15 protein-coding genes are annotated in these 11,370 nt (G+C 42.1%); all 15 read right to left on the bottom strand.

Annotated elements, in window-relative coordinates; genetic code table 11:
- On the bottom strand, positions 1-486 hold a 486-nt coding region (locus B4C48_RS12110), incomplete at its 3' end, for a PulJ/GspJ family protein (RefSeq protein WP_291356842.1).
- Positions 483-914 carry a type II secretion system minor pseudopilin GspI gene (gene gspI, locus B4C48_RS12105; protein WP_414631511.1) on the bottom strand — a complete coding sequence of 144 codons (432 nt, stop codon included), beginning with the start codon at positions 912-914 and terminating at the stop codon, positions 483-485. The genes gspI and B4C48_RS12110, both read right to left, overlap by 4 nt.
- Positions 915-1,005: 91 nt before the next feature.
- Positions 1,006-1,566: a prepilin-type N-terminal cleavage/methylation domain-containing protein gene (locus tag B4C48_RS12100; RefSeq protein WP_291356838.1), complete on the bottom strand. Its 561-nt coding sequence runs from the start codon at positions 1,564-1,566 to the stop codon at positions 1,006-1,008.
- Between the two features lie 9 nt (positions 1,567-1,575).
- Positions 1,576-2,190, bottom strand: coding sequence for a TetR/AcrR family transcriptional regulator (locus B4C48_RS12095; RefSeq protein WP_291356945.1), 615 nt, complete (start codon positions 2,188-2,190; stop codon positions 1,576-1,578).
- Between the two features lie 45 nt (positions 2,191-2,235).
- Positions 2,236-3,009, bottom strand: coding sequence for a TatD family hydrolase (locus tag B4C48_RS12090; RefSeq protein WP_291356836.1), 774 nt, complete (start codon positions 3,007-3,009; stop codon positions 2,236-2,238).
- Positions 3,010-3,035: 26 nt separating this feature from the next.
- Positions 3,036-3,377, bottom strand: a complete 342-nt coding sequence (locus tag B4C48_RS12085) for a PilZ domain-containing protein (protein ID WP_291356834.1) — start codon at positions 3,375-3,377, stop codon at positions 3,036-3,038.
- A gap of 22 nt (positions 3,378-3,399) precedes the next feature.
- Complete coding sequence (locus B4C48_RS12080) at positions 3,400-4,383, bottom strand: DNA polymerase III subunit delta' (protein ID WP_291356832.1); 984 nt, start codon at positions 4,381-4,383, stop codon at positions 3,400-3,402.
- A 13-nt stretch (positions 4,384-4,396) separates the two neighbouring features.
- Positions 4,397-5,158, bottom strand: a complete 762-nt coding sequence (kdsB, locus tag B4C48_RS12075) for a 3-deoxy-manno-octulosonate cytidylyltransferase (RefSeq protein WP_291356830.1) — start codon at positions 5,156-5,158, stop codon at positions 4,397-4,399.
- 12 nt (positions 5,159-5,170) lie between these two features.
- Positions 5,171-6,175, bottom strand: coding sequence for a tetraacyldisaccharide 4'-kinase (gene lpxK, locus B4C48_RS12070; RefSeq protein WP_291356828.1), 1,005 nt, complete (start codon positions 6,173-6,175; stop codon positions 5,171-5,173).
- Positions 6,176-6,178: 3 nt separating this feature from the next.
- Positions 6,179-7,906: a lipid A export permease/ATP-binding protein MsbA gene (gene msbA, locus B4C48_RS12065; RefSeq protein ID WP_291356826.1), complete on the bottom strand. Its 1,728-nt coding sequence runs from the start codon at positions 7,904-7,906 to the stop codon at positions 6,179-6,181.
- Positions 7,903-8,328 (bottom strand): ExbD/TolR family protein, encoded by a 426-nt coding sequence (locus tag B4C48_RS12060; RefSeq protein WP_291356824.1) that lies wholly within the window; start codon positions 8,326-8,328, stop codon positions 7,903-7,905. The genes msbA and B4C48_RS12060 overlap by 4 nt, the downstream gene beginning before the upstream one ends.
- Before the next feature lie 11 nt (positions 8,329-8,339).
- Positions 8,340-8,978 carry a MotA/TolQ/ExbB proton channel family protein gene (locus tag B4C48_RS12055; RefSeq protein ID WP_291356822.1) on the bottom strand — a complete coding sequence of 213 codons (639 nt, stop codon included), beginning with the start codon at positions 8,976-8,978 and terminating at the stop codon, positions 8,340-8,342.
- A gap of 26 nt (positions 8,979-9,004) precedes the next feature.
- Positions 9,005-9,892 (bottom strand): ParB/RepB/Spo0J family partition protein, encoded by an 888-nt coding sequence (locus B4C48_RS12050; RefSeq protein WP_291356819.1) that lies wholly within the window; start codon positions 9,890-9,892, stop codon positions 9,005-9,007.
- Positions 9,889-10,671, bottom strand: coding sequence for a ParA family protein (locus B4C48_RS12045; RefSeq protein ID WP_291356817.1), 783 nt, complete (start codon positions 10,669-10,671; stop codon positions 9,889-9,891). The genes B4C48_RS12050 and B4C48_RS12045 overlap by 4 nt, the downstream gene beginning before the upstream one ends.
- Before the next feature lie 23 nt (positions 10,672-10,694).
- The gene (rsmG, locus tag B4C48_RS12040; protein ID WP_291356816.1) at positions 10,695-11,327 is read right to left on the bottom strand and encodes a 16S rRNA (guanine(527)-N(7))-methyltransferase RsmG; all 633 of its coding nucleotides are present in this window, start codon (positions 11,325-11,327) and stop codon (positions 10,695-10,697) included.
- Between the last annotated feature and the right edge of the window lie 43 nt (positions 11,328-11,370).

The raw sequence follows: 11,370 nt of genomic DNA, 5'->3' as shown, positions 1-11,370 counted from the left end.
GTTGATTTCATTCGGATTTAATCCCACAATTTCAAACTGGTCAACATCATTTAACAGTACACTGGATTCAGGCTGATCTCGCCCTGTACTATTTAAATTGCGATACTTTAATCGGTAGAGTTTCTTTTCATCGGCACGATATTGGTATTCCACTCTCTCATCTGGAGAAATGCCCTGATTCAAGGGATCAGTCACACCGGTTTTACTAAAATTAAAACGACCATTTTGTAGCACCAAAGCGGGCTGAATATCCCCATTGATATTCGCATTGAGCGGCACAGCCTGTACGGTATCACGCAGAATTTGCTGATAGGCTTCTTGTAATTGTCCTAAATTCACTTCATGTTGAGTATTACGATCTTTCACTTTGATTAAGTAATCAAATACTTTCCAGCCCAATGCAGACAGTACCGCAAATATGGCAATCGCGACCAAAAGTTCAACCAAAGTGAAACCTTTTTTATTTTTCTTAGTCTGCTTTTTCATGCTTTGGCCTTCGGGTTGAAGAAAACCAAATGCGTCACTCCTGATTCAACCTTACCAGTTTCCACATTAAACAAACTGATTTGCACTTCAACACGCTGTACATTCGGGCTAATGGTGGATTGTGCAGATTTATCAATTTGCCAGGTTTCACCCTGCTGTGTGACCTGTTTGGATTGAGTCCCTTGCAACCACTCCTGATTAATTTCCATTACAGCAACTTCATTCAATGCCACAAATTGTGCTTTGGTTCTTAAAATTGCGTTCGAGGTGGCTTGGGTATATTGCATTGCCACTTTGGTGAATGCGATAGCTGCGGTCGCAAAAATAGCTAAAGCCACCATGACTTCCAATAGCGTAAAACCTGAGCGAGGATAAACGAAACACCGTTTCGTCCGAGCGCAAGATGACGAATTATGTTTGGCGTGCACATAATTAAGTCGAGTAATTCTCGACCTGAGCGGCATTGTCGCGTAAGAAAACCCGAAGGTTGTATCTGAATTGCAGTGATGCTTTGAGTATTTAGCTTGCATTGATTTTACCCAAATGATCAATCTCGATTTCTTCACCAATTGGGCGCTGCTCGAAATAAAATTGAATACGTACAGGTTTGGCTTCACCATTACCCAGCCATACCAATTTAGGGGCATTCGAATTCAGCAAATCGTCATTATTGGCATTTTCCTGGCGATGATCGAGCGCAGTAATACTGAATGAAACCTGCTCAGGTAAAGCACGCTCAGAAAACTCTGAATACTCCTGCCATTTTTTATTTTCAGTCAGAGTGGAATTTTGTTTATTTTGCAGGGATGGCACTAAATACTCCATCACCCCATAATGAAACGGCGATACATCCGTGGCCGCTTGCACATTCAGGGCAAAAATCCGTGCCTGATCATTGGCTTCACGGTTAATCCTGTGTAAATCCATAATAAACACTTCCCGTGCCTGCATGGCTTTACGCTGGTCTACCCCGTTAATATTGGTCAGGATTAAAGATGCCATGATTGCCATAATCACGATGACCACCATCAACTCGATCAAGGTAAAACCACGAATTGAAAATGATCGGATTGGCTTCATGGCATACCTTTAAGCAAACTGTTCCGCAGAACCGACCTGTTTTGGCATGGCCAAGGCCTGATCGATATAAGCCACGCGTAATGTGTCACGTGAACCCAAATAGCGCTGGTAAAAACTGGAATTCAGAATAGCTGCCGCACCATGCGTCAAGGCCCAGATCGATGCCAGATAATCTCGTGTAGACATGCCACTTTGAATACTTTCCAGATAGCTTTCAGTCATACGGATAATAATGCGCAAACGCTGTTTTCTGACCTGATACAGTTCGCTAAATAAAAGATTGATTCCTATACCGGTGGTAGAAAGACGTTCTTCAATTTGGTGGAACAGTACTGTGCGCTCAGGATGATGTAGATGGTGCAGCATAAAGAATGCCAGATGCTCCGGGAAGGCTTTCTGGGCATCTTTGATCATCTCGAGTAACATGTTCTCATTACGAATAATGAGCAACATGTAAAGCTCATCCTTACTTTGGAAATGTTTATATAGAGTTCCCTTCGCCAGATCGAGTTCTGCTGCCAACGCATCTAGTGTCATCCCTGATTCGCCATTTTCTAACAGCAGCTGCTCTGCAACCTGAAAAATTAACGCTTCTCTTGCTCGAAACTGAGCCTGACGGTCCATCTTCACTCTGTAATTCTCTTCTGCGCTTATATCAATTTAAATTATTTACTTTAAATTGAGGAGGTTTTCAAAGTTCTGCATTGTAATGAAAGCGATTTCCTCAACGGACTTATCATATACATCACTTAAGGCTTTGGCTACATAGGGAACGTATTTTGGTTCATTAGACTTTCCTCTATACGGAACTGGAGCCAGATAAGGACTGTCAGTTTCAATCAACACCCGGTCCAGTGGCACCTGTTTTACCACATCACGTAAATCCTGGGCATTTTTAAACGAAACGATTCCGGAAAATGACACATAATAACCACAATCCAGCACAGCTTTAGCGGTTTCCCAATCTTCAGTAAAACAGTGCAAAATACCATGCGTCGATTTTTCAGCCCGAATGATATCTACCGTATCCTGCTTGGCTGCGCGGGTATGTACCACCACCGGCTTTTTTACTGCCTGAGAGGCATGGATATGCCGTGCAAAACATTGTTTCTGCTCAGCAATAAAATCGGTACTGTGAAAATAATCCAGACCGGTTTCTCCAATTGCCCACACTTTTTCAGGCTGTGCCAGCTCAATTAAATAATCCGTAGTGGCACGTGCCATGGTCACAGGATCTTCACAGGGATGAACACCGACACTGTATCCGACATCAGTATGACGTGCTGCAATTTTCGCAAGCTCGATATGATCGTCCAGATCAACTGAGATGGTCATGAATTTGGATACCCCAGCTTCACGCGCCTGAGCTAATGCCAGATCCAGATTACCATCGTAAGGGGTTAAATCCAGCATGGTTAAATGGCAGTGAGTATCTACAAACACGGTGATATCCTAAATTATTAAAACACCTACATAGTGTAACTAGTTCGGCCCTCAGACTTAATACCGGCAAGTATCTTTTCAGCCTCTGATTTGTAATAAACCCCTTTTTCTCCGGTCAATTGCATACCAAAGCCTTGCAATTTGACGCCATTTTGCTTTTGAGAGATCCACACCACCTTACCGGTTAAAGGAATTTTTTGTGATTGTTCCGGTAATGTTGCCAGTACAAATACTTCTTCACCCAGCTTCACCGGCTGCTTGGTCGGAATAAATAATCCACCACCGACGACATACGGCATATAACTGGCATACAAAGTTTCTTTATCCGGGATATTGGCATGAATAATACCGCCCATACGTGGTTGCATTTTTATTCCCCCTTAAAATTTTTTAAACGTTCATTAGTTTTATACACAATTGATCAAGCACTAAATTGCTTTGTACGTTTTGCTCAATATATTGTTTAGTTTGCTGCAAATCAGAATAAACCGTAAATAGAAATTCCAAAGTATATTGTTCTGATAATCCGCTCAAGTCCAAATCCGAGTTTTTAACTCGCTGATTGAGCTTGACACAAATTAAATCTGACAACAAGTATTCAAACATTTGCGTAAAATCACTAAAACTCAGGGCTTTATTCCACTTCGTCGCAATGCTCATGGGCATATTTTTTTGCGTGACCAGTTTTTGCCAGTCAGATAAAAATTCCTGGCGTTTACTCAACCATTCAGCTTCCGCCAATTGCATGGCTTGTAAAGGCATCTGGTTAGACAGGCTCATTAATAACTGTTTTTGTGTTTGATCCAGGTCAGGTAACTGTTGAGATAAGTACTCACCTGCTTGAGCTTCAGATATCCGATCCAAAGCAAAATGTTGCAAACGACTGCGAATAGTCGCAGGAAGTTTTAGATAATGATCGGCCAATAAAATAATCACCACACGATCACCGGGTTCTTCGAGGGTTTTCAGTAATGCATTGGCTGAAGCAATATTTAAGGCTTCAGCCGGCTCAATCACGATGACACGCCAGCCATCTACCGTTTGCTGAACAAAAGGCAATAAATCACGAATTTTTTCAACCTTGATTTTGGCATTTTGCTTTTTGTTGTCTTCATCCGTGCTGATATAGACATAATTGGGATGGGTATCAGACTTTAACCACAAACAACTGCCGCATTCACCACAGGGTGCATTTTTTTCATGACGATTGTTGCATAACACCCAGGCCAAAAAATATTGTGCAAAAGCTTCCTTACCACAGCCTTTTTTACCATAAAAAAGCAGGCCATGACCGAGTTTGGGAAAGCGGCCGGTCAAGGTATCCCAAACCGTTTGCTGCCATGGGTAAACTTGTGCAACAACATTATTTTGCATTGGAGAATTCACCTTATTCGAAGCAAGAAACGTCCATTTGATTCAGACGATCCAGATCTGCCTGCGTATCTACACCCGGCGGCAAGTTCGCTTCTGCAATAGCAATTGCAATACGATGACCATTTTCCAGCACCCGTAATTGCTCCAAACTTTCTAGTTTTTCCAATACGCCCATATCCCAAGATACATATTCTTGCAGCAAATTCACACGGTAAGCGTACAAACCTAAATGGCGATATGCCTGCTCATACAATTGCTGAACCGCTTGCTTGGCACCATCACGGTCATAAGGAATGGTGGCACGGCTAAAGTACAGCGCCTGGTTATATTTGGACATCACCACTTTTACAATACTGTCGCGCTGAAACTCTTCCAGACTATGAATCGGCTCACATAAGGTCGACATGGAGGATTGTGGATGGGATTCCAGTAATTGCGCCACCTGCTGCACCAATTGAGCTGGAAGCAAGGGTTCATCCCCTTGTACATTGACGATAATGTCTTCACTCGCCCAACCTTTAATGCGGGCAACTTCACTTAAACGGTCTGTGCCAGAAGGATGATCTGCACTTGTAATGACAACATCCACACCTTCTGCACGGCAAACTTCTGCAATACGCTCATCATCGGTTGCAACACATAGATCATCAAACCCAGCCACTTTTTTTGCCTGATCTACTACACGCAAAATCATCGGACGGCCATGAATTTCCAATAGCGGTTTGCCCGGCAAACGTGAACTGGCAAAACGTGCTGGAATAACAATATGTTTCATAAACAATGAACCTTAAGAAATTTGAATACAAAGTTGCTGTAACTGTTGATGCAAAACATCATAGCATTGTGGTGAAAGTACCGCTTCAACAGGAACCACCCAGATTTCCCGTTTAAAATCTGCATTTTGCTTTAATAAGGGCAGCAATTTTACCGCATCTTTTTCTGTGGTAATGATGGGATTATTATCTTCAAACTGTAGATCCGTAATTTCATAATCATAATGATCAGGAAATTCATGGCACTGAAATTGATGAATACCCATAGAGTCTAAAGTGCTATAAAAACGCTGTGGAAAACCAATACCGACCACGGCATAAAAATTATCCGTCGGATTAAAAGATCTTTCATCCATTGCATTGAGCAAATAAGGCGCAGCAACTTCTAAATGCATATGCAGTGCAGAGTTTGGCTGACTGGCATGCTCAATGACAGTAGCTGTGGTTAAGCGGCTCGGCGGTTCGCGTAAATATCCTTCAGGCAATAACTTTTGATTACCTAAACCACGATTCTGATCCAGCACAATCCACTCAATCTGGCGTTCTAAGGCCCAGTGCTGCAAACCATCATCACTGATAATTAAATCTAGCTCATGCTTAGACAACAAATATTCAATACTACGCTGACGGTTGGAACCCACCACCATGGGCACACCCGTAGACTGAACAATCAGGCAGGGTTCATCCCCCACAGTCTCCGGCATCGACTCCAAATCAACATAAGCAGGAAAAGGTCCTTTCCCCCCATAGCCGCGACTAATCACGCCGACACGAACATTTTGACTTTGTAGATAATTGACCAACTGAATCAGCAGCGGTGTTTTACCACTGCCACCGACCGTAATATTACCAATCACCATCACCGGAACTGGAGATTGATAACTGGTTTTTAGGCCCAATTGGTAGAGTTTTTTATTCAGTAAAAAACCACCACGATAAATCCATGACAAAGGTCTAAGCACAATCAACCACTTGGCCTGTTTATTCCAAGCATCCTGAATCAATTGTGCGAATGACATAGATCAATGTTCCTCGAAATTACGCTGATGTAATTGATAGTAAGCACCATGTTTGGCAATCAACTCTGCATGCGTACCTTGCTCGACAATACTACCGTGATCCATCACCACAATACGATCCGCATTTTCAATGGTAGATAAACGATGCGCAATGACAATGGTGGTTCGGTCTTGCATAGCTGCATCAAATGCTTTCTGGATAAAATATTCTGATTCATTATCCAGCGCACTGGTCGCTTCGTCCAGAATCAGGATCGGTGCATTTTTCAAAATGGCACGTGCAATGGCAATACGCTGGCGCTGTCCGCCCGAAAGATTTAACCCTTGTGCACCTAATGGAGTATCGTAACCTTGTGGCAAAGCCATAATAAAATCATGTGCATAAGCTGCTTTCGCTGCTGCAATGATGTCTGCATCAGTCGCACTTTCAAGCTGCCCATAGGCGATATTTTCGCGCACAGTACGATTAAATAGCACCACTTGCTGATTCACCATGGCAATCTGAGTTCGCAAAGTATTCATATCCAGATCTCGAATATTGTGCTGATCCAAATACATATGACCTGAACTCGCTTCCTGAAAACGCACCAACAGATTCACTAAAGATGTTTTGCCTGCCCCGGAACGACCCACCAATGCAATTGTTTCGCCAGCCTTGACATTCAAGTTAAAATCATGAATTGCTTGATGACCATCGGAATAAATTAGATTCACATCTTGGAATTGAATATTACCTTTAAGTACTGGAGTTAAAGTTCCTGTATTTTGCTCTTCAGGTAAATCGAGCAATTCAAAAACTGAATGTGCTGCCGCCATACCACGTTGCAATTTTTCATTGATATCGGTTAATGCCTTAATCGGCTTACTTAACATACCCGCGGCTGTAATGTATGCAACAAACTCACCTGCACTGGTATCACGTAAAATTTCTGGTCGTAACGCAATCCAGATAATGATACCCATTGCAATCGACATAATGAATTGTACAACAGGGCTATTCAGTTGCTGCACCACCACCATTTTCAAACCACGTTTTAAGTTTTCAAGCGAGTGATCTTTGAAACGGGTTTGCTCATACTCTTGCCCACCAAAACCCTTGACCACTAAATTGCCATTTACCGTTTCTTGCACCACATGATTAACATCTCCCATGGTATCCTGAACTTGCAAAGATAATTTACGCATACGTTTTGATGCTTGACGAACCAGAAAGCCCATCAGCGGAGCAAAAATCAGAATAATCAGAGTCAGTCGCCAATTGCTATATAACAAGTAGCCGAACAATCCAAGGGTAATCAAACCTTGTTGCACAATAGTTTTCAGTGATTCTGATGAAGCTGCTGTTAATTGCTCCACGTTATACATGATTTTGGCAGTGATATGACCACTGGTATTGTCCAGATAATATTGCGATGGAAGCTTAAGCAGTTTCGCAAAAACTTCCTGACGAATATTAAAGACCAGATTACGGGAAATGACTGCCGTATAATATCCGCCGATAAAAGAACCCAATCCACGGAAAAACATCAGTAAAATAACCAGAATAGGAAATATAGAAGTAAAGCCCTGATCTCTATGCTGGATGGCAGTGATGATTTTTTCTAATAATTTTGCAATAGATACTTCCGTTGCCGCACTGATTGCAAAACCAATAAAAACCAATATCGCTACACCCCAAAAAGGTTTCAGATACCCTAAAAGACGCAGGTAGACTTTAAAATCTTGCTTCACTCATAACCTCTAGACGGAACTTTGGTACTAATATTGACGTTAACAAAACCTAACTGCCCTGCTACATCCATCACGCGAATCACATCCTGATGTGTTGCTTTAGCATCAGCAGCAATAACAAACATTAAATCACGTCGATCACTGGAAATCTGTTTAATTGCGGTACTTAAATCTACAAGATCCTTGCTCGCAATCGATTGCCCATTAATAGAGTAATGCCCAGATGAATCAACCACTACTTCAATTTTACGATCATATTGTTTAGGTGGCACGCCTTGCGCATCCGGCAAGGTTAAATTCATGCGGCTAAACTGGTTGAATGTGGTGGATAACAGCAAAAAAACCAAGATAAACAATAAACAGTCAATCATGGGTGTTAAATTAATATGGATATCTTCAACTTGTGTGCGTTTGAATTTCATTTTCCACCACCTTAACCTGCTTTTCTAACTTCTTGTTCTTCGGCAGTAGAATTTTGATAGAAAAGTGCTGCATGGAATAAGGTCGATTGCTGTTCAAGCTCTGCAATATACTCTTGCACCAGACGCTGAAAGTAGCGATAGGCAAACAGTGCCGGAATGGCAATAAACATCCCTGCTGCTGTTGTGATCAACGCTTTTGAAATACCGGGAATCATTAAAGTAGGATTGCTATTGGTGCCTAAATCAATCACCAGGAAAGATTCAATAATTCCTAGAACCGTACCCAACAAACCCAAAAGTGGTGCAACTGCACTTAAGGTTCCCAAGAAGTTGATATTTTTTTCCAGATAGCCAATTTCTTGTGATGCAGTCGCTTCCATTTGCGCACGGGCAAATTGCTCATTTTGATTTTTACTTTGGTAACCCGCCATAAAAATGCGTCCCAAAGTACTGCTTTGCAATGCTTGATTCTGCTGTAACTTCTGGATCACCACATCGGTATTTTGTACTGGATTTAGCAGCAATGCCTTAGGCAAAATCATGGTTCTTTTTAACCGAATAAAGCGTTCAATCGTTATTGCTACGGTAAAAATTGAACACAACACCAGGGGCAGCATAAGCCACCCACCCGCTTTGACTAATTCCCACATCTGTTTTCCCCAATAAAAACAAAAAATTATTCTGCGAAACAAATATTTAATATACCGTCTAATTCGTCAAGGGAATGATATTGAATAACGAGTTTTCCCTTGCCTTGTTTATTATGATCAATTTTTACATCTGCACTAAAACGCTCTGCCAAACGCTGCGTCAATTGCTGAATATCTGGCGCAACTTCAGCTTTTGGTTTTTCTTGTTTTGGCGTATTTAAATCGCGCACCAGCTGTTCGGTTTGACGTACAGATAAACTTTTTTCAATCACATGCTCTGCAACTTTAAGCTGATCTTTGGCTTTTAAGGTCAGAATTGCACGTGCATGCCCCATATCCAGCAAACCTTGCTGCATGAAGTCTTTTACCGATTCAGCCAGTGTCAACAAACGCAATAAATTGCTGACTGTGGTGCGAGCCTTACCGACAGTATCTGCAATTTCCTGATGACTTAAACCAAATTCTTCATGAAAACGCTGTAATGCCATAGCCTGATCAATCGGGTTTAAATCCTGACGCTGTATGTTTTCAATTAAAGCCAGCGCAATCGCCACCTGATCATTCAAGTCACGAACAATTGCAGGAACTTCAGTTAAACCCGCCAGTTGAGCTGCACGCCAGCGACGCTCACCAGCAATAATTTCATAGGGAAATTTCTCATCATCGATCGGACGAATCACAATCGGCTGCATCACCCCATGCTTTTCAATCGACGCGGCAAGTTCTTGAAGATCGTGTTCATGAATAAAACGGCGCGGTTGATATTCACCGCGTTTTAATAAATGAACATCAATCTGTTTCAGCTGACCATGATCTAAAGCTTGAGCTTCCATTTGTAATTTTTCTTTCTGGATCGACCCAAGCAAGGCATCCAGACCACGACCCTTAGCTAGTCCGCGTTTTTTTGTGGTCATGCGTTACTTCCTTTTTTCACTTTGCTTTTCTTTAACATTTCAGCCGCCAGATTCAGGTAAGCAACTGCGCCTTTCGAGCTTTTCTCAAAATAAATAATCGGCAAACCATGTGCAGGTGCTTCAGCCAAACGCACGTTACGCGGAATCACCGTATCGTAGAGTTTTTTACCAAAATACTGTTCCAGCTCTTCCGACACATCACGGGTTAAAGCATTACGCGCATCGTACATGGTGCGCAGCACACCCACAATTTGCAGATCTGGGTTTAGCGCCTGCTGAATACGGTCAATCGTTTGAGTTAAATCAGCCAGACCTTCCAGCGCATAGTATTCACATTGCATTGGAATAAGTACACCGTGTACCGCCGCCAGAGCATTCACCGTAATCAGACTCAAGCTGGGTGCACAATCCACAATAATATAATCATAAGAAGATTCTATTTCTTGCAATGCTTCACGTAAAATATATTCGCGACCGTCCTGTTCGGCAATCGCAAGTTCTACACCGGCCAAATCGCGGTTCGCCCCGAGAACCTTATAACCCACTTCTGCTTTGGTAATTGCGGTTTCAATGGGAACCTCACCCAATAACACATCAGTGACCGAATACAGAAGATCGTTTTTCTGGATACCAGACCCCATCGTGGCGTTGCCTTGTGAATCCATATCCACAAGTAAAACGCGCTTTTTCAAAACAGCTAACGATGCTGCCAAATTTACTGCGGTTGTGGTTTTACCTACGCCACCTTTTTGGTTCGCAATCGCAATAATTTGTGCCATGGTGACCCCAATCCTTCAAAAATTTAAATATGTTTCAATAAAAGCAAGTGACGTTGTTCGTCTAAACGCGGAACTTTAAGTTCAATAATCTCACAACTGAATTCATTTTTTAAAGTCTCAATTTCATCCGCTGGAATTAATCCTTTCATTGAAGCAATAATACTGTGCTCATGCATAAAAGGTTTAGAAGCGGCAACAAAATCGGTTAAAGAGGCAAATGCACGACTGGTAATGACATCGAACTGACCCAATTCCTGAATGCTTTCTTCATTTTCAACACGCGTTTGAACAGCAATCGCATTTGGTAATTTTAGATCGGCAATAAACTGTTTCAGGAAGCGAATCTTTTTGCCATTGGAATCCAGCAATACACACTGACGCTCAGGCTGACATAATGCAATGATCATGCCCGGCATACCTCCGCCTGTCCCGATGTCCAGCAAACGGCCTTGAGGTAAATCTTTCAAAATACTCAAGCTATCCAGCAAATGCTTCACCAGCATTTCTTTTGGATCACGAATGGCGGTTAAGTTATATGCTTTATTCCACAGCACCAAAGCATCCTGGTATTGGAGTAATAAATTTAAAGCTTCATCGCTTAGCTCCAAACCCAAAGCTTGACTACCTTGCTTAAGTTCTTTGAAAAACTGGTGCATATTCAAAAATGTCTCGAAAAGTTAATGGAAGTATACCGATTTA

It is taken from the genome of Acinetobacter sp. UBA3106 (assembly GCA_002365595.1).
GTDB lineage: Bacteria > Pseudomonadota > Gammaproteobacteria > Pseudomonadales > Moraxellaceae > Acinetobacter.
The sequence above is the reverse complement of the archived record's forward strand: the minus strand, read 5'-3'. Positions and strand labels throughout refer to the sequence as shown.

Bases quoted from the DNA above. Each gene is read 5' to 3' on its own strand.
- B4C48_RS12100 (WP_291356838.1), bottom strand. From the start codon at position 1,566: ATGAAGCCAATCCGATCATTTTCAATTCGTGGTTTTACCTTGATCGAG.
- B4C48_RS12095 (WP_291356945.1), bottom strand. From the start codon at position 2,190: ATGGACCGTCAGGCTCAGTTTCGAGCAAGAGAAGCGTTAATTTTTCAG.
- B4C48_RS12085 (WP_291356834.1), bottom strand. From the start codon at position 3,377: ATGCAACCACGTATGGGCGGTATTATTCATGCCAATATCCCGGATAAA.
- B4C48_RS12080 (WP_291356832.1), bottom strand. From the start codon at position 4,383: ATGCAAAATAATGTTGTTGCACAAGTTTACCCATGGCAGCAAACGGTT.
- kdsB (WP_291356830.1), bottom strand. From the start codon at position 5,158: ATGAAACATATTGTTATTCCAGCACGTTTTGCCAGTTCACGTTTGCCG.
- lpxK (WP_291356828.1), bottom strand. From the start codon at position 6,175: ATGTCATTCGCACAATTGATTCAGGATGCTTGGAATAAACAGGCCAAG.
- B4C48_RS12060 (WP_291356824.1), bottom strand. From the start codon at position 8,328: ATGAAATTCAAACGCACACAAGTTGAAGATATCCATATTAATTTAACA.
- B4C48_RS12055 (WP_291356822.1), bottom strand. From the start codon at position 8,978: ATGTGGGAATTAGTCAAAGCGGGTGGGTGGCTTATGCTGCCCCTGGTG.
- B4C48_RS12050 (WP_291356819.1), bottom strand. From the start codon at position 9,892: ATGACCACAAAAAAACGCGGACTAGCTAAGGGTCGTGGTCTGGATGCC.
- B4C48_RS12045 (WP_291356817.1), bottom strand. From the start codon at position 10,671: ATGGCACAAATTATTGCGATTGCGAACCAAAAAGGTGGCGTAGGTAAA.
- rsmG (WP_291356816.1), bottom strand. From the start codon at position 11,327: ATGCACCAGTTTTTCAAAGAACTTAAGCAAGGTAGTCAAGCTTTGGGT.